Raw genomic sequence first — 16944 nt, 5'->3', positions numbered from 1 at the left:
TGCCCGGTCACGGCCACCGATCCTGCCGTACTTGACCCAGCGGCGTGACGGTACGATGCCGGACAGCGACAAGCTCGACCAGCCCTTCGACTGTTGAAACGCGCCTCGCGGGAACGACGGGCAAAGACGTGGTCAGAGCATGCCTAGCCGACGAGCGCGTGCGCTGCCGCCACCACGTCGGCCTCGCCCGGAAGCACCAGCAGCGCCGCCCCGGCCAGCGGGGTGAAGGTGTCGGCGCCGACCACGCGCTTGATCGGAGTGGCGCCGCAGCCGCCTTCGACGATCGCGGTGATCACGCCCTCGCCCACGCCGGCGCTCTTGCGGCCTTCGTCCAGCACCAGGATGCGTTTGGCGGTCTTCGCCTGCGCCGCGATGAAGGCGTCGTTGAGCGGCGCCAGCCAGCGCAGGTCGACCACGCGTACCTTCCACTTCAGTTCCGCTTCGATCGTGCGCGCGGCGCGCAGCGCCATCGGCACGCCGTTGCCGAAGGTAAATACCACCAGGTCGTTCGCCGCGTCGTTGTAGATGCGGCCCTCGCCCAGCGTCATCGCCTGGTCCGGCGCCGGATAGTCGAACTGCCACTGGCCGTCGCCGGCCTCGTACAGGTCCTTGGTCATGTACAGCGCGATCGGTTCGAGGAAGGCGCACACGCGGCCGTCCACTTTCGCCAATGCCATCAGCGTGCGCAGCATCATTGCTGCGTCGTCGCCACGGCTGGGGCAGCCCACCACCAGGCCCGGAATATCGCGCAGCGCGGTGATCGAGTTGTCGTTGTGGAAATGGCCGCCGAAGCCCTTCTGGTAGCCCAGCGACGCGACCCGCATCACCATCGGGTTGCGGTACTGGCCGTTGGAGAAGAACTGCAGTGACGCCGCCTCACCGCGGATCTGGTCGCAGGCGTTGTGGAAGTACGCCAGGTACTGGATCTCCGGCAGCGGCAGCATGCCCATGTTCGCGTAGCCCTGGGCCAGGCCCAGGATCATCGTTTCATCGAGCAGCGTGTTGAACACGCGGCTGCCCTTGAAGGTCTTGTTGAGGCCCTTGGTGACGGTGTACACGCCGCCCTTCTGCGCCACGTCCTCGCCGAACAGCAGCGCCTCGGGATACTTCGCCAGCAAGTCGTGCAGGGCCTGGCCGATCTGGATCGCCAGGTGCCGCGGCGGCAGTTTCTCCGGCAGCTTCGCCTCGCCGCCGAATACGGCCAGGCGCTTCTGCGCGTAGTCGGCACGCGTGGCCTCGGCCTTCACCGCGGCCGGCGTGTACGGCGCCAGCGGGGCCATCACGTCCTCCAGCGAGGTCAGCCGATGGCGCGAATCCGCGTCCTCGGCAGCGGCGAAGCAGCGCCTGCGGGTGGCCTCGTACAGGTTCAGCAATTCATCCTTCGAATACAGGCCGGACGCCAGCGCGATGCCGGCCGAGCGCAGCAGCGGGTCGGTCGCCTCCACCGCGAACAGCTCCTCGATCGAGCGCCACTCGATCTCGAAATCGGTGCCGGCGTGGCCCATCACGCGGGTGGTCTTGAGGTGCAGGAAGGTCGGCCGGCGCGTGCCGCGGCAATGCTCCACCGCACGCTGCACCTGGGCGTAGCCTTCGGCGAGGTCCAGGCCGTTCGCGAAGAAGTAGTCGAGATTGGCACGATGCTGGTAGTTGGCCGCAATCCAGCCGCTCGGCGTCTTCACCGAGATGCCGATGCCGTTGTCCTCGCACACGAACAGCACCGGCGCCGGCAGTTTCTGGTACGCCGTCCACGCCGCGGTGTTGAACGCGGTCTGCGCAGTGGCATGGTTGCTGGAGGCATCGCCGAACGAGCAGATGGCGATGCTGTCGTCGGGAATCGGCAGCTGGTGGCCGATCCGCCGCGCCTGCTCGATCGCCACCGCAGTGCCCAGCGCCTTGGGCAGGTGCGAGGCGATCGTCGAGGTCTGCGGCAGCACCCACAGCGGCTTGCTGCCCCACACCTTGTGGCGGCCGCCGGAAGCCGGGTCGTCCTTGCTGGCGGCGAAGGACAGCGCCGAATCCATCACCGGGTCCATCCCCGGAATCTTGCGGAAGCGCTCGGCCATGAAACCGCCGGAGCGGTAATGCAGGAAGGCCGGATCGGTGTGGCGGGTCAGCCGCGCCACCATCGCGTTGCCTTCGTGGCCGGACGAACCGATGGTGTAGAACACCTTGTTCTGCACGCGCAGCACGCGCGCCATCAGGTCGAGGTGGCGCGAGATCAGCTGCGATTCGAACAGCTCGCGGAACCCGCGTGCATCCAGCGCGCTGCCCGGCAGCACCGCCTCGCCGTCACGCGGTGCGGCATGCACGTCGCCGCGCCACAGCTGCACGAACTCGATGAAGTTCTGGTCGACCACTTCGGCGCGGTTGAAGCCCTTGTGGCGGGAACTGATGGCAAACGGAATGGCGGTCATGGCGGATTCGTCAGTGGTGGCCGGCGACAACGGAGTCGCTCAGCGGGATGAAACAACAGGCAAGGGGAAAGCCGGTACCCGCAGCGCGCGCAGCACGGCGGCGCGCCGCAGATCCTTCTCGCGACCGAAACTTTCGAGCAGGCGGATCTGGTCGTCGATGCACGGTACCGGCACGGCGAGGCCGTTCACGCCGGCGAGCACCAGCTTGCCCGGCGCCACTGGCTGCCAGCGACCGTCGAGGTGGAGTTCAAGCCCGCCCATCACCTCGACCGGCGCGCCGGGAAAACGGAAGCGGGCGAAATGCGAGCGGAAGCGGTCGCCATCCGGTGGCGTGAATGCGGGTTCGCGCTGCTGCGCCCACACCTGCATCAGCGTGTCCGCATCGGCGCGCGAGGTCAGCACGTCCACGTCGGCCACGCTGACCTCGGCACCAAGCACCAACGCCGCGACGCTGCCGATCAGGCACCACGGATCGGCGCAGTGCACGTGCAGATCGGGCACCACGTCGGCCAGGGTGGCATACAGCGCGGGCGAGAGATGGCTCATGCGCGGCGGCGTTCCCAGGCTTCGCGACTCTGCCCCCAGATCTCCACCGGCAGATCCTGGAACGGTTCGGGCAGGCGGCCGGGACCGATCAGGCTTGAGCCGAGTCGGCGCGCGACGCTTTGCGATGCAAGGTTGTCCGGCGCAATGGTGTGGATCACCTCGGTCCAGCCCAACTGGGCAAAGGCCCAGTCGATCGCCGCCACCGAACCTTCCGTCGCATAACCCTTGCCCCAGGCATCGCGCAACAAGCCCCAGCCCACTTCGGTGCCGGGCCAGCCTTCCGGACACCACGGCCCGAGCCGTCCGATCCATCGGCCGCTGCTTTTCTCGATCACCGAAAACATGCCGAAGCCCTGCATCGCCCAGGCCCCCGCCATGGACAGGAAGCCGCGCCACGCCACTGCCCGTGGCTGCGGGCCACCGATGTGGCGTGCGTTCTCCGCGTCGGCCATCAGCGTCGCCCAGCCCTCGAAATCCTCCGGCCGGGTCGGGCGGAGGATGAGGCGATCGGTTTCAATGCGGATGTCTTGCCAACCCATACAACACTCCGGCCTAAGCGGCGATGCCTGGCGCCGTCACTCCGGCGAACGCCGGAGAAGCTTCACCACAGCGAAGCTGGTCATCCAGTGTTTCCGGCATGGGGAAAGGCACTGGCTCCCGGCTTTCGCCGGGATGACGAGCCGGGAAGGCACCTGGCGCCATGCCTCAGAACGCGTTGATCCCCGTCAGCTCGCGGCCGACCACCAGCTCGTGCACGGTCTCGGTGCCCTCGTAGGTGATTACCGATTCCAGGTTCAGCGCATGGCGGATGGCCGAGTGCTCGGTGGTGATGCCGGCACCGCCGAGGATGTCGCGGCACTGGCGCGCGATGTCGATCGCCATGCGGCAGTTGTTCCACTTGGCCAGCGACACCTGGGTCGGCTGCATCTTGCCGGCATCCTTGAGGCGACCGAGTTGCAGCGACAGCAGCTGCGCGGTGGTGATGCGCCTGGCCATGTCGGCCATCTTCAGCTGGATCGCCTGGTTGGAGGCGAGCGGCTTGCCGAACAGCATGCGCTCGGCGGTGTAGTCGAGCACTTCCTTCAGGCAGGCCTGCGCCGCACCGATCGGACCCCAGGTGATGCCGTAGCGCGCCTGGGTCAGGCAGCCGAGCGGGCCCTTCAGGCCCTTCACGTTCGGCAGCCGCGCGCTGTCCGGCACGCGCACGTTGTCGAAGAACAGCGCGCTGGTGACCGAGGCGCGCAGGCTCATCTTCTTGTGGATTTCCTGCGCCTTGAAGCCGGCCGTGTCGGTCGGCACCACGAAGCCCTGGATGCCGTCGTCGGTCTGCGCCCAGACGATCGCGATGTGCGCCAGGTTGCCGTTGGTGATCCACATCTTGGCGCCGTTGATAACCCAATCGCCGCCGTCCTTCTTCGCGTTGGTCTTCATGTTGGCCGGATCGGAGCCGCCATGCGGTTCGGTCAGGCCGAAGCAGCCGATCACTTCGCCGGCCGACATCCGCGGCAGGTACTGCTGCTTCTGCTCCTCGCTGCCGTAGGCGAAGATCGGGTACATGCACAGCGAGCTCTGAACCGAGGCGAAGCTGCGCAGGCCCGAATCGCCGCGCTCCAGCTCCTGGCAGATCAGGCCGTAGCTGACGCCGTTCATGCCGCCGCCGCCGTACTGCTCGGGGATCGTCGCGCCGAGCAGGCCCAGACCGGCGATCTCGGGGATCAGCTCCTTCGGGAAGCGGCCCTGGTCGAAGCAGTCGCCGATGATCGGCAGCACGCGCTCGTCGACGAAGCGGCCGACGGAATCCTGCACCATGCGCTCCTCGTCGCTGAGCAGCGCGCGGACATCGTACAGATCGAGCGGATTCAGACGGACAGCCATGGAAGCTCCAGAGGGGGCGCGTAAAAGCCGGTATTGTAGCGCGACCCATGCGCCCGCACAGGCCGGGCGGCCCCGACGGGTGCGTATGGAGCGCGCCTGTCCCGGCCCCTCTCTCCGCCGCACATCTGCCCCCCGAAAATCCATGTTCAAAGGTGTCTTGCTCGGCTTCATGGCTTTTGCCGCCTTCGCCGCCAGCGACGCGTTCGTGAAGTCGCTGCGCGGCTCGCTGCCGGCCTACGAGGCCGTGTTTTTCGGCGCCGCGCTGGGGCTGACGGCCCTGCCCTTCATCAAGGGAAGCGACGACCGCTGGCGCGACGTGGTGCGGGCGCAGCGCCCCGGCCTGTGGCTGGTACGTGCGCTCGCCAGCGCGATGGGCAGCATCGCGGCGGTGATGGCGTTCACCGCGCTGCCGATGGCCGAGGCGTTCGCGCTGATCTTCCTGCTGCCGATCTTCGTCACCATCCTGTCGGTGCTGGTGCTGAAGGAAGCCGTGGGCTGGCGCCGCTGGTCGGCGGTGGTGGCCGGTTTCGTCGGCGTGCTGGTGGTGCTGCGGCCGGGCTTCCGCGTGCTGGGCATCGGGCATCTGGCGGCGATCGTGTGCGGGCTTTCCGGCGCCGTCTCGATGATCGCGCTGCGCATGGCCGGGCCGCACGAGAAACGCGTCACCTTGTACGGCGCCGGCATGGTCGGCTCGATGCTGGTGGCCGGCCTGCTGATGCTGGCCAACTTCCGCTGGCCGGACCTCGCCCAGTGGGGCCTGCTGCTGGGCTACGGCCTGCTCGCCGCACTCGGCTCCGTGCTGCTGATGCTGGCCACGCAAATAGCGCCGGCGAACCACGTCGCACCAACCCAGTACAGCCAGATGCTGTGGGCCGTGCTGCTCGGCTACGTGGTCTTCCATGACCGGCTGGACTGGCCCATGGCGACCGGCATCGCGATCATCCTGGGCGCCGGCCTGTTCACCTTCGTGCGCGAGGAGCAGGTGACGCGCTGGTGGAAGCGCGTACGGATGATCTAGCCAGCTTCTGCAGGCGCACGGCGCAGCGCGCCAGCTCGGCACGCAATGCCGATGGCGTGCGAATCTCGAAGTCGAACGGCACCGCGGCGAGCTGGCGGGCAAACCAGGCCAGGTCATCGGCGCTGCTGCGCAACAACACGCCGCGATCCAGCGGCTCCAGCAGGCCAAAACCCAGCGAGAACGCGTGCCGTGCGGTCGGCAGGTCCGCATGCAGCAACACCTCGATGTCGCGGCCGCGTGGCATGCCGGCGATGCCCTGCACCAGATGCTCCAGCGCATCGAAATCGTCGGGCCGCTCGAAATGGTGGTCCAGCAAGGTCACCTGGCCCATCCGGTCCAGCCGGAACGAGCGCAGCCCGTGGCGCAGTTGGCACATGCCCAGCGCGTACCAGGCACCGCCGCGCCAGGCCAGGCCGTACGGATCGAACTCGCGTTCGGTGTGGCTGCCCTGGGCCGAGTCGTAACTCATGCGCACCCGCTGCTGCGCCTGCGCCGCGGTGGTCAGCGTGATCAGCGCGGCGTTGCTGGTCGGCATGATTGTGGCCGGCAGCATATCGACCTTGACCGTATCGGCGATCGCGCGCACGTGGCGCTTCAGGCCATCGGGCATCACCCGCGCCAGTTTCGCCTGCACGCTTTCCACCGCCGGCGCCGCCTCGGCCAGGCCCAGTCCGCGCGCCGCCACCATGCCCACCGACAGCGCCACCGCCTCGTCGTTGGTGAACATCATCGGCGGCAGCCTGAAGCCGGCGACCAGCATGTAGGCACCGTGGCGGCCGCGCTCGGTGGTGAGCGGGATGCCGAGGTCCTCCAGCATCACGATGTAGCGCCGCAGCGTGCGCACGTCGACGCCGACCCGGCGCGCCAGTTCGGGGCCGCTCATGCGGCCGTGGCTCTGCAGCAGGTCGAGCACCGCCAGCACGCGCGTGGTGGGTTTGGCCATGGCGGCCATGGTAGCGACAAATCAGGGCGCAATTTGCCCTGTATGGGTTTTAGCGTGTGTCCTGCGCCACCCGGCGTCCAGGCCAGGGATACCCATGAACCACTTCAAGCGACTGTTACCCGGCATCGTCGCGGGCATCGCGCTCGGTGCAGCCATGTCGGCACACGGCAAACCCGCGAACGAGGCCCCCATGATGGAAAGCGTGCAGCACCTCAAGGACTACCAGGTCGTCGAATTCCGCCGCTACGTCACCGCAGACGGCGAGCTGGCGCACTTCGTCAAGTACTTCGACGCGTATTTCCCGGAGGCCTTCGAGCAGCTGGGCGCGATGGTGTTCGGCCAGTTCACCGAGCGCGGGCAACCGAACCGCTTCACCTGGCTGCGCGGCTTCCACGACATCAATGCACGCCCGATCGTCAATGCGGCGTTCTACTACGGGCCGCTGTGGAAGGAACACCGGATCAAGGTCAACGCGATCCTGCCGGACAGCGACAACGTGATGCTGCTGCGCCCGCTGCATCCGGAACACGGCATCAGCGTGCTGCCGGCGGTCGACCCGGTGACCGAGGAGCGCGGCGCGCAAGGCATCGTGGTGGCGCAGATCTTCGCGGTGAAGAAAGGCAGCGAGGAGGCCTTCGCGAAACAGGCCGAGGCCGCGTTCGCCGGCTACCGCATCGAGGGCGTGCACCCGGCCGGCGTGCTGGTGTCGCTGGATGTGCCGAACAACTTCCCGCAGTTGCCGATACGCACCGACGGTCCGTTCCTCGTATGGCTCGGCGTGGTTCGCGACAACGCAACGCTGGATGAGCGACTCGCGCCACGGCTGGCCGCGGCCGAACGCACGCTCGCCGCCAGTGGCCTCCTGCGCGGCGCGCCGGAACGCGTGGTGATGGACCCGACCCCACGCTCGCGCCTGCGCTGGCTTGCCGGCGCGGGCGCCGGGGTTTCACCATGAACCACGTCGAGCAACTGTGGCTGTTCTTCGCACTGGTCTTCGGCATCATGGTGCTGCCCGGCCTGGACATGGCCTTCGTGCTGGGCAGCACGCTGGCAGGCGGCCGCCGCCGCGGCTTCGCTGCGCTGGCCGGCATCGTCGCTGGCGGCGTGTGCCATGTCGTGATGACCGCGCTGGGCATCAGCGTGCTGCTGGAATTGGTCCCTGGTGCATTCAACGCGCTGCTGCTGGCCGGCGCGCTGTACATCGCCTGGATCGGCCTTTCGCTGATGCGCAGCGACGCCGCGCCGGCCCTGCAGCCGGATGCCTCGCGGCGCTCGCACGCGGCGACGTTCCGCCAGGGCATGCTGACCTGCCTGCTCAACCCCAAGGCCTACCTGTTCATGCTGGCGGTCTTTCCGCAGTTCCTGCGCCCGGAGCATGGCCCGATCGCGATGCAGGCGCTGGTGCTGTGGCTGATCATCGCGCTCAACCAGCTGTGCGTGTACGGCGGACTGGCGCTGATGGCCGACCGCGCCCGCGCATGGCTGCAAGGCAAGCCGAAGGCCGGAATGCTGGCGACCCGCTGCGTGGGCGCCTTGCTGATCGCCGCGGCCATGTTCACCGGGTTCGAGGGATGGCGCGGCGCGTAAGCCGGCGCGCCATTCGCTGCCGGCACCGCGCTCAGCGGTTGCTGACCCCGTGCGGCACGTGCCCGGTCGCCACGTGCTTGCGCGCGGACTCCACGTTCGCCGGCGAGTCGTCGAAGAAGATGTCGGCGCCGAACGCGTCGAGGAACGGCCCCTTGTCGCGGCCACCGAGGAACAGCGCCTCATCGATGCGCACGCCCCACTTGCGCAAGGTGAGGATGACGCGCTTGTGCGCGGGCGCGGAACGGGCGGTCACCAAGGCGGTGCGGATCGGCGAGTCCTCGGCCGGGAACGCGGTCTGCAGGTGATGCAGCGCGGTGAGGAAGCCGCGAAACGGACCCACCGACAGCGGCTCGGCGGCGTGTTCGGTTTCGCTGCGATGGAAGGCTTCCAGGCCTTCCTCGCGCGAGACACGCTCGCCCTCATCACCGAAGATCACGGCGTCGCCGTCGAACGCGATGCGCAGTTGCTCGCTCATGCGCGGCGGCGCGGTGCTGGGCAGGATCGTCGCCGCAGCCACGCCGGCGGCCAGCGCGCGGCCGACGTCCTCGGCGTTGGCCGAGAGGAACAGGTCGGCCTTGAACGGCGCGATGTAGTCGGAGGTGGGCGCGCCACTGGTGAACGCGGCGCGGCTGATTTCCAGGCCGTAATGCTGGATCGCGTTGAAAATGCGCAGGCCGGTGTCACCGGAGTTGCGCGACAGCAGGATCACCTCGACCGGCGGCACGTCGCCGGCCAGCTTGTTGAGGCCCAGCAGCTTCTGCACCAGCGGGAACGCCACGCCGGGTTGCAGGATCTCGTTCTCATGGTCGATCTGGAACGAGCGGTAGGCGTCGAGGCCGTCGCGCTCGAACAGCGCGTGGCTGTCGCCGAGGTCGAACAGCGCGCGCGAGGAGATGGCGACGACCAGGCGGTTGTCGGTGGTGGATACGGGATCGTGAACGGTTGGCTGGCTCATGCCGCGAATCTACCGCAAAGGGCGAGGAGTGAGTGCAGAGGAGTGAGGAGTGAGAGCGAGCAACAGCGGAGTCGGCCTTCTCTCACTTCTCACTCCTCTCCACTCACCTCTCATTCCGCGGCGAACTGCTCGTCCAGGATGCGCTGCTCCAGGTTGTGCTCCGGGTCGAACAGCAGGCGCACGCCGCGTCCTTCGGCCTGGCGCACGACCACCTCGCGCACGTCGCGCACTTCATGGAAATCGGCGGTGGCGCTGACCGGACGCTTGCCCGGATCGAGGATGCGCAGCGTGACCTGGGTACGGTGCGGCAGGATCGCGCCGCGCCAGCGGCGGGGGCGGAAAGGACTGATCGGGGTGAGTGCGAGCACGTTCGCGTCCAGCGGCAGGATCGGCCCGTGCGCGGAGAGGTTGTAGGCGGTGGAGCCCGCCGGCGTGGCGACCATGATGCCGTCGCAGACCAGGTTGGGCAGCTTCACCGTCTCGTTGAGTTTCACTTCCAGGTGCGCGGCCTGATTGCTCTGGCGCAGCAGCGACACCTCGTTGAACGCCTGCGCCTGATGGCTGGCGCCGTCCGCATCGGTGACCAGCATCTCCAGCGGATGCAGCTCCGCCGCGTGCGCGCGCGCCACCCGCTCGGGCAGGCCATCGAGCTTGTGCTTGTTCATCAGGAAGCCGACCCGCCCCAGCTTCATGCCATACACCGGCACGTCCAGCGCGTGGTGCAGGTGCAAGGTGCGCAGCATGAAACCATCGCCACCCAGCGCCACGATCAGCTCCGCCTCGACCGCCGGCACGTCACCGTACCGCTCCACCAGCTTGCGCCTCGCCTGCTGGGCGACACTGGTGTCACTGGCGACGAAGGCGATGCGCATGGGAGGCCGGGAATAGGGAATAGGGAATCGGAAGAGCCGGCAAGCCGACCGTTCCGATCATCCCTGCAACGCGCGCATCAGATCAAGCCTGCTCGCCGCCGCCTTTGCCATTCGCTATTCCCTACTCCCTATTCCCTATTCCCTATTCCCTGCCCTCAACCCACCGGCACCTGTGCCAGCTGGGCCAGGCGACGGACGGCGACCGAGGCGATCGGGTAGTCCGCGTTCTGGGTGAGGATTTCCGCCAGCATGTTGCGGGTGTGCTGCAAGGTGGCGTCGTCGCGTTGCAGCCAGGCCTGCACCGGCGAGAGGTCGCCAGTGGCGCCGGCCATGCCGAGCACCTGCAGCGCCAACGCACGATGCTGGTGGCTCAGTTCGTCGAGCAGCGAGCCGCGTGCCTGCGCATGCCAGTGACCTTCCACCGGCAAGGCCTCGATCTGGCCGCGCAGCCACTCGAGATCCAGCACTTCGCCCAGTTCGAAGAACACCCGCGCCACCTTTTCCATCGGCTGCCCGCTCTGCTGCACGACTTCGACCATGTCCAGCGCGGCGCGCAGGTCCGGCATGCGGGCCAGTCGCTGGCCGAGCTCGGCCGGCATGCCCAGGCCTTCCCATTTCTCCTGGGTGCAGGCGAAGTCGCCCTTGCCGGTGGGCGTGAGCACCTCGGGCAGTACCTGGCGCAGGGCGGAAACGCCTGTCTGATAGCGCGCCACGTTTTCGGCAATGTCGAGCGAGCCGCCGGGGCGGTTGAGCAGCCAGCGAGTCATGTGGCGCAGCAGCGACCAGACCTGCTTCACTGCATCGACCTGGGTGTCCTCGGCGACCTTGCTGTCCAGCGCCTCGATCTGCGCCCACAGCTGGCGCGCATCGAGGATCTCGCGCGCTGCCGTGTACGCCTTGGCGATCGCCTCGGGACCTTTGCCGGTGTCCTCCTGCATGCGCATCATGAAGGTGGCGCCCATGCGGTTGATGGTCGAGTTGGTCACCGCCGTGGCGATGATCTCGCGCTTCAGCCGATGGCGCTGCATGTGCTCGGCGTACTTCTCGTGCAGCGGCGCCGGGAAGTAGCGCACCAGCTCCTTGGACAGGTAGGGGTCTTCCGGCACGTCGGAGTCCAGCAGTTGCTGGAACAGGCGCATCTTGTCGTAGGACAGCAGCACGGCAAGCTCCGGCCGGGTCAGGCCCAGGCCGCGGCTCTTGCGCTCGGCCAGCTCGGCCTCCGACGGCAGGTTCTCCACCTGGCGATCCAGCGCACCCTCGTTCTCCAGCGTCTTGATGAAGTGCGCCATCGAGCCGATGCGGCCGATCGACTGGTGCTCCATCAGCGTGATCGCCTGGTTCTGCCGGTAGTTGTCCCACAACACCAGCTCGGCCACTTCGTCGGTCATTGCCGCCAGTTGCGTGTTGCGGGCATCGAAACTCAGCTCGCCGCGCTGCACGGCGTCGTTGAGCAGGATCTTGATGTTGACCTCGTGGTCGGAGGTGTCCACGCCGGCGGAGTTGTCGATGAAGTCGGTGTTGAGCAGCACGCCCTTCTGCGCCGCCTCGATGCGGCCTTTCTGGGTCATGCCCAGGTTGCCGCCCTCGCCGATGATCTTCGCGCGCACCTCGGCGCCATCGATGCGCAGGCCGTTGTTGGCACGGTCGCGCACGTCGGCGTGGGTTTCGCTGCTGGCCTTGATGTAGGTACCGATGCCGCCGTTCCAGAGCAGGTCGACCGGCGCCTTGAGCACCGCGCTGAGCAGATCGTTCGGCGCCAGGTGTTCCACGTCGGGCTTCAGGCCCAGCGCGACGCGCACCTCGGGCGAGATCGGGATCGACTTGGCGCTGCGCGGGTAGACGCCGCCGCCGGCGGAGATCAGCGACTTGTCGTAGTCGTCCCAGCTCGAGCGCGGCACGTCGAACATGCGCTTGCGCTCGACGAACGAACGGGCCGCGTCGGGGTTCGGGTCGAGGAACACGTGGCGATGGTCGAACGCCGCCACCAGCCGGATGTGCTCGGACAGCAGCATGCCGTTGCCGAACACGTCGCCGGACATGTCGCCGATGCCGACGCAGGTGAAATCCTCGTTCTGGCAATCGCGGCCGAGTGCGCGGAAGTGGCGCTTGACCGACTCCCACGCACCGCGCGCGGTGATGCCCATGCCCTTGTGGTCATAGCCGTGCGACCCGCCGGAGGCGAACGCGTCGCCCAGCCAGTAGTTGTGCTCGATCGAGATGGCGTTGGCGATGTCGGAGAACTTCGCCGTGCCCTTGTCGGCGGCCACCACCAGGTAGGGGTCGTCCGCGTCGTGGCGCACCACGTCGTGCGGATGCACCACCTTGCCCTCGACCAGGTTGTCGGTGATGTCGAGCAGGCCGTTGATGAAGAGCTTGTAGCAGGCGATGCCCTCGGCCAGCACCGCGTCGCGGTCGCCGTCGGGGGACTTCTTGACGAAGAAGCCGCCCTTGGAGCCGACCGGCACGATCACCGTGTTCTTCACCATCTGCGCCTTGACCAGGCCCAGCACCTCGGTGCGGAAATCCTCGCGGCGGTCGGACCAGCGCAGGCCGCCGCGGGCGACCGCGCCGAAGCGCAGGTGGATGCCTTCCACGCGCGGGGCGCACACCCAGATCTCGCGGTACGGCACCGGCTTGGGCAGCTCGGCGACCTGGTGCGAGTCGATCTTGTAGCTGATGTAGTCGCGGTACGCGCCCTCCCACTGCTGGAAGAAACTGGTGCGCAAGGTGGCGCGGATCAGCCCCACGAAGCTGCGCAGGATGCGGTCCTCGTCGAGGCTGGCCACGTTCTCCAGCAGCACGCCGATGGCAGCTTCCACGACCTTGACCTGCTCGGCGCGCGGACGCGCCAGCGCGGCGCCCAGCTCGTCGATCAGGCCGGGCTGCGCGGCCTGCACGTTGGCCGGGATCAGCGTGCGCATCTCCACCGCCAGGGTGGCCCCGGCGATCTTCAGCTCGTCGGGCGAGAGCGCCTCGCGACGCGGGTCGAACTTGGCCAGGAACAGCTCCACCAGCAAGCCGGCGATCGCCGGATAGCGGTTGAGCGTCTCCTCCATGTACGCCTGCGAGAAGGTCACGCCGGTCTGCAGCAGATACTTGCTGTAGCCGCGCAGCATCGCCACCTGGCGCCAATCGAGCTTGGCGCCGAGCACCAGCCGGTTGAAGCCGTCGTTCTCCGCAGCGCCGCGCCAGACATGCTCGAACGCATCCTCGAACAGCGCGCCGACCTGCTCCACGCTGAAGGCGAGCTTGCCGGTGGGCTGCACGTCGAAATCCTGGATCGACAACGGCGTGTCGCCGGGGATCTCGTAGACATGCTCGGTGAGCACGCGCAAGCCGAGGTTCTCCAGCTGCGGCAGGACCTCGGACAGCGAGATGTCGCTGCCGTTGCGGTACACCTTGAAGCGCAGCGACTCGGGGTTCTGCGGCGGGTGGTAGAACGACATGCGGATGCCGTGCTCGCCGCTCAGCTGCGACAACTCGTGGATGTCTTCCGCGGCCACCGCCGGGCTGACGTCCTCGACGTAGCCGGCCGGCAGCGCGCGGGCGTAGCGGTTGGCCAGCACCACGCCCTCGTGTTCGCCGCGCAGGCGCACCAGCGCGTCGCGCACCTCGTCGTGCCAGTTGCGCACGATCGCGGCCACGGCGTGCTCCAGTTCGGCGACGTCGCAGGCAGGCTGGTCGCCGATCTTCGGCCGCATCACGATGGTCAGCCGCGCCAGCGCCGACTCGCCCATCTCCACCGAGGAATCGCTCTGCACCGCGTGCAGCGCCATGCCCAGCGTGGCTTCGATGCGTTCGCGCACCGAAGTGTTGAAGCGGTCGCGCGGCACGAACACCATGCAGGTGAAGAACCGCCCGTAGCGGTCGCGGCGCACGAACAGCCGCGTGCGTGCGCGCTGGCGCAGTTCGAGAATGCCCATCGAGGTGTTGAACAGCTCCTCCTCGGTGCCCTGCAGCAGCTCCTCGCGCGGCAGCGTTTCCAGGATGTGGCGCAGCGACTTGCCGGAGTACGAATCGCGCTTGAGGCCCGAGCGGGCCAGCACCGCCTCGACCTTGTGCCGCACCAGCGGCACCTCCTGCGGGCGCGCCATGTAGGCGCTGGAGGTGAACAGGCCCAGGAAGCGCTGCTCGGCGACCGCGCGGCCATCAGGCCCGAACTGCAGCACGCCGATGTAGTCCATGTAGCCGGGGCGATGCACGTGCGAGCGCGCGTTGGTCTTGGTCAGGATGATCGCGTCGGTGGCGCCGGACTGCGGCAGCTCGCTGGCGGCCAGGGTGCGCAGCGAACGCGGGGCCAGCGAGCGGTCGGTCTTGCGCAGGATGCCCAGGCCCGAGGCTTCGCGCGAACGCAGCACGCGGTCGCCGTCGGCATCGACCACCTCGTATTCGCGATAGCCGAGGAAGGTGAAGTTGTCCTCCGCCAGCCAGCGCATGAAGGCAGCCGCTTCCTTCGCCGAGGCCTCGTCCAGCGGGATCTTGCGCTGCGGCAGCTCGGCGGCGATCGCCAGCGCCTGCTCGCGCATCGCGCTCCAGTCGTTGACCGCGGCGCGCACGTCTTCCAGCGCCGCCTCGACCTGCGCCTTCAACTGCTCCTGCTCGGCGGCGTCGGCCGGGCGGTCGATCTCGAAATGCATCACCGACTCGGCGTGACCCTGCTTGCCGCCCAGCTCCTGCAGCGCGCCGGCGGCGTCGCGCGAGACGGTCAGCACCGGGTGGATCACCGCGTGGATCTGCAGGTTGGTCGACACCACCATGCTCACCGTGTCGATCAGGAACGGCATGTCGTCGGTGACCACCTGCAGCAGGCTGCGCCCGGCGTGGAGGTCCGCGGGGCTCAGCACGCGCACCGCGGCGCGACCGGCCGGGCGCTGCTGCATGAACTCCAGCAGGCTGCCGACCAGCGCCGCCCACTGCACCGGCGTGTGCAGCTGGACATCGCTGCCGGCGACCCGTGCGAAGAAGGCGGTGCAGAACACCTCGGCCTGGGTCAGGCGCTGGGGCGACATGCCGCTCTTTTTCAGCTCGGCGAGCACTACGGACGGGAGGGAGGGGTCATTTGCCGCAAGGGTCGCATTCATGGCATCTGCTGTTAGTTGGACGGAGGTGGGAAGGGCCGCGATAAATCCTCGGAAGGATACGCCGCGGCACCTCCCGAATCCACCCGCGCGCGGGCCGGGGCGAACGTCTGCGAGGCGCCGCACGCGGCGCGGATGATCCGCCGCGCAACGCGGCCCGCGCGGATGTCGAACAATGTGTCGAACGGCGTGTCGAACGGCGCGTGGCGCGGCGGCGGATATTCATCGACCGCTGCCTCCGACCATGCGAGGTTGCGCGCGCGACCCGCGCTGGAAACGACGCCGCCGGAAAATGTATACTGCGCAGTCCAGTTTGTACGTTGTGACATCTCCGAAGCGCCGCCACGGCGGCGTTTCGGGCGCCACCGGCAACACCCGATGCGCGGCGGAAACGGATTCCCGCGCGGCGCATGCGACGCCCCTCCCCACACCCCGAACAAGAAAGAGAACCGGAGTCCCCATGAAGCCTTCGTCACTGCGCTCGCCGCTGCTGTGCCTGTGCCTGCTGGTATTGGCCGGTTGCGGCAAGAGCACCGGCAACGGTCCGCCGCAAATGCCGCCGCCCGAGGTGGGCGTGGTCACGGTGCAACCGCAGAACTCGCCGCTGACCCGCGACCTGGTCGGGCGCCTTTCCGCCTATCGCAGCGCCGACGTGCGCGCGCGGGTGGCCGGCGTGCTGCTCAAGCGCGATTACGAGGAAGGCACCGACGTCACGCGCGGCCAGTTGCTGTTCCAGATCGACCCGGCGCCGCTGCAGGCCGAGTTGAACGCGGCCAAGGCTTCGCTGGCGCAGGCCCAGGCCAGTTGGACCAACAACAAGGTCACCGCGCAGCGCGTGCGCGAACTGGCGCCCAAGGGCTACGTGTCCAAGGCCGACCTCGACAACGCGCTGGCCGCCGAGCGCAGCAGCGCCGCGGCCGTGCAGGCCGCGCGCGCCAACGTGGAGACCGCGCGCATCAACCTGGGCTACGCCAACGTCACCGCGCCGATCGCCGGCCGCGCCGGGCAGCAGCAGGTGACCGAGGGCGCGCTGGTGGGCAGCGGCGCGGCCACCTTGCTCACCACGGTCGAGCAGATCGACCCGCTGTACGTGAACTTCACGCTCAGCGTGGAATCGCTGGAGAACATGCGCCAGGCGCAGAGCGAGGGCAACGTCACCCTGGCCGGCCAGAACAAGGCCAGCGTGCGCATCACCCTGCCCGACGGCAGCACCTACGCCGAGCCGGGCACGGTCGATTTCTCCGCCGCCACGGTCAACCCGGCGACCGGCTCGGTGGACTTGCGCGCCACCATCCCCAACCCGAAGCACAAGCTGCTGCCGGGCATGTACGTGACCCTGCAGGCCAACCTGGGCCAGCGCCACAAGGTGTTCGTGCTGCCGCAGCAGGCGGTGCAGCGCGACACCACCGGCGCCTACGTGATGACCGTGGGTGCGGACAACAAGGTCGTGCGCAAGGACGTCACCACGGCCGACATGCGCGACGGCGACTGGGTAATCAGCGGCGGCCTGAAGGCCGGCGACAAGGTGGTGGTTTCCGGCATCCAGAACGTGAAGGAAGGCGAGCCGGCCAAGCCGAGTCCCTGGCACCGCGATGCGCCGGCCGGCGCGACGTCCACGGCGCCGGCGGGCGGCGCTTCCGCGAACGGCCAGTAACG

General features: G+C 68.3%; 13 protein-coding genes. 4 read left to right on the top strand and 9 right to left on the bottom strand.

Going from position 1 to position 16944, the window contains the following annotated elements:
- Positions 1 to 143: 143 nt before the first annotated feature.
- The 4 genes from ACVCMI_RS08040 to ACVCMI_RS08025 all read right to left on the bottom strand — a co-directional run bounded on the left by ACVCMI_RS08040 (position 144) and on the right by ACVCMI_RS08025 (position 4835).
- Positions 144 to 2414, bottom strand: a complete 2271-nt coding sequence (locus ACVCMI_RS08040) for a thiamine pyrophosphate-dependent enzyme (protein WP_447099213.1) — start codon at positions 2412 to 2414, stop codon at positions 144 to 146.
- A gap of 39 nt (positions 2415 to 2453) precedes the next feature.
- Positions 2454 to 2960 (bottom strand): hypothetical protein, encoded by a 507-nt coding sequence (locus ACVCMI_RS08035; RefSeq protein ID WP_447099214.1) that lies wholly within the window; start codon positions 2958 to 2960, stop codon positions 2454 to 2456.
- The gene (locus ACVCMI_RS08030; protein ID WP_395117573.1) at positions 2957 to 3499 is read right to left on the bottom strand and encodes a GNAT family N-acetyltransferase; all 543 of its coding nucleotides are present in this window, start codon (positions 3497 to 3499) and stop codon (positions 2957 to 2959) included. Before ACVCMI_RS08030 ends, ACVCMI_RS08035 begins: the two co-directional genes overlap by 4 nt.
- A 166-nt stretch (positions 3500 to 3665) precedes the next feature.
- Positions 3666 to 4835, bottom strand: coding sequence for an acyl-CoA dehydrogenase family protein (locus ACVCMI_RS08025; protein WP_395117571.1), 1170 nt, complete (start codon positions 4833 to 4835; stop codon positions 3666 to 3668).
- 142 nt (positions 4836 to 4977) lie between these two features.
- On the opposite strand from ACVCMI_RS08025, the gene ACVCMI_RS08020 reads away from it, so the two are divergent.
- A complete protein-coding gene (locus ACVCMI_RS08020) occupies positions 4978 to 5853 on the top strand; it encodes a DMT family transporter (RefSeq protein WP_395117569.1) in 876 nt (291 codons plus the stop codon).
- Here ACVCMI_RS08020 and ACVCMI_RS08015 read toward each other — a convergent pair.
- Positions 5795 to 6796, bottom strand: a complete 1002-nt coding sequence (locus ACVCMI_RS08015; RefSeq protein ID WP_447099215.1) for a helix-turn-helix transcriptional regulator — start codon at positions 6794 to 6796, stop codon at positions 5795 to 5797. The two genes, ACVCMI_RS08020 and ACVCMI_RS08015, sit on opposite strands and share 59 nt — an antisense overlap.
- Positions 6797 to 6890: 94 nt before the next feature.
- Here ACVCMI_RS08015 and ACVCMI_RS08010 point away from each other — a divergent pair, with 94 nt between their 5' ends.
- Together ACVCMI_RS08010 and ACVCMI_RS08005 are read left to right on the top strand one after the other, a co-directional pair.
- On the top strand, positions 6891 to 7751 hold the full coding sequence (locus tag ACVCMI_RS08010; RefSeq protein WP_395117565.1) for an NIPSNAP family protein: 861 nt from the start codon (positions 6891 to 6893) through the stop codon (positions 7749 to 7751).
- Positions 7748 to 8383, top strand: coding sequence for a LysE family translocator (locus ACVCMI_RS08005; protein ID WP_395117563.1), 636 nt, complete (start codon positions 7748 to 7750; stop codon positions 8381 to 8383). Before ACVCMI_RS08010 ends, ACVCMI_RS08005 begins: the two co-directional genes overlap by 4 nt.
- 31 nt (positions 8384 to 8414) lie before the next feature.
- On the opposite strand, the gene ACVCMI_RS08000 is transcribed toward ACVCMI_RS08005, so the two are convergent.
- From ACVCMI_RS08000 to ACVCMI_RS07985, 4 genes are all read right to left on the bottom strand, one after another.
- Positions 8415 to 9338, bottom strand: a complete 924-nt coding sequence (locus ACVCMI_RS08000; protein ID WP_447099216.1) for a 5'-nucleotidase — start codon at positions 9336 to 9338, stop codon at positions 8415 to 8417.
- Positions 9339 to 9448: 110 nt separating this feature from the next.
- A complete protein-coding gene (locus tag ACVCMI_RS07995) occupies positions 9449 to 10210 on the bottom strand; it encodes an NAD kinase (protein WP_447099217.1) in 762 nt (253 codons plus the stop codon).
- Positions 10211 to 10365: 155 nt separating this feature from the next.
- Positions 10366 to 15291 (bottom strand): NAD-glutamate dehydrogenase, encoded by a 4926-nt coding sequence (locus ACVCMI_RS07990; protein ID WP_447099218.1) that lies wholly within the window; start codon positions 15289 to 15291, stop codon positions 10366 to 10368.
- Between the two features lie 11 nt (positions 15292 to 15302).
- Positions 15303 to 15617 carry a hypothetical protein gene (locus ACVCMI_RS07985; protein WP_447099219.1) on the bottom strand — a complete coding sequence of 105 codons (315 nt, stop codon included), beginning with the start codon at positions 15615 to 15617 and terminating at the stop codon, positions 15303 to 15305.
- A 131-nt stretch (positions 15618 to 15748) separates the two neighbouring features.
- On the opposite strand from ACVCMI_RS07985, the gene ACVCMI_RS07980 reads away from it, so the two are divergent.
- On the top strand, positions 15749 to 16942 hold the full coding sequence (locus tag ACVCMI_RS07980) for an efflux RND transporter periplasmic adaptor subunit (RefSeq protein ID WP_395117555.1): 1194 nt from the start codon (positions 15749 to 15751) through the stop codon (positions 16940 to 16942).
- Positions 16943 to 16944: the final 2 nt, after the last annotated feature.

It is taken from the genome of Rhodanobacter sp. UC4448_H15, assembly GCF_052978265.1.
This window is presented reverse-complemented; position numbering and strand designations above follow the sequence as displayed.

What these genes read in the sequence shown, in the direction of transcription:
- ACVCMI_RS08015 (WP_447099215.1), bottom strand. Translation starts at nt 6,796, where the DNA reads ATGGCCAAACCCACCACGCGCGTGCTGGCGGTGCTCGACCTGCTGCAG.
- ACVCMI_RS08030 (WP_395117573.1), bottom strand. Translation starts at nt 3,499, where the DNA reads ATGGGTTGGCAAGACATCCGCATTGAAACCGATCGCCTCATCCTCCGC.
- ACVCMI_RS07995 (WP_447099217.1), bottom strand. Translation starts at nt 10,210, where the DNA reads ATGCGCATCGCCTTCGTCGCCAGTGACACCAGTGTCGCCCAGCAGGCG.
- ACVCMI_RS08035 (WP_447099214.1), bottom strand. Translation starts at nt 2,960, where the DNA reads ATGAGCCATCTCTCGCCCGCGCTGTATGCCACCCTGGCCGACGTGGTG.
- ACVCMI_RS08010 (WP_395117565.1), top strand. Translation starts at nt 6,891, where the DNA reads ATGAACCACTTCAAGCGACTGTTACCCGGCATCGTCGCGGGCATCGCG.
- ACVCMI_RS08020 (WP_395117569.1), top strand. Translation starts at nt 4,978, where the DNA reads ATGTTCAAAGGTGTCTTGCTCGGCTTCATGGCTTTTGCCGCCTTCGCC.
- ACVCMI_RS08005 (WP_395117563.1), top strand. Translation starts at nt 7,748, where the DNA reads ATGAACCACGTCGAGCAACTGTGGCTGTTCTTCGCACTGGTCTTCGGC.
- ACVCMI_RS08040 (WP_447099213.1), bottom strand. Translation starts at nt 2,414, where the DNA reads ATGACCGCCATTCCGTTTGCCATCAGTTCCCGCCACAAGGGCTTCAAC.
- ACVCMI_RS08025 (WP_395117571.1), bottom strand. Translation starts at nt 4,835, where the DNA reads ATGGCTGTCCGTCTGAATCCGCTCGATCTGTACGATGTCCGCGCGCTG.
- ACVCMI_RS07985 (WP_447099219.1), bottom strand. Translation starts at nt 15,617, where the DNA reads ATGTCACAACGTACAAACTGGACTGCGCAGTATACATTTTCCGGCGGC.
- ACVCMI_RS08000 (WP_447099216.1), bottom strand. Translation starts at nt 9,338, where the DNA reads ATGAGCCAGCCAACCGTTCACGATCCCGTATCCACCACCGACAACCGC.
- ACVCMI_RS07990 (WP_447099218.1), bottom strand. Translation starts at nt 15,291, where the DNA reads ATGAATGCGACCCTTGCGGCAAATGACCCCTCCCTCCCGTCCGTAGTG.
- ACVCMI_RS07980 (WP_395117555.1), top strand. Translation starts at nt 15,749, where the DNA reads ATGAAGCCTTCGTCACTGCGCTCGCCGCTGCTGTGCCTGTGCCTGCTG.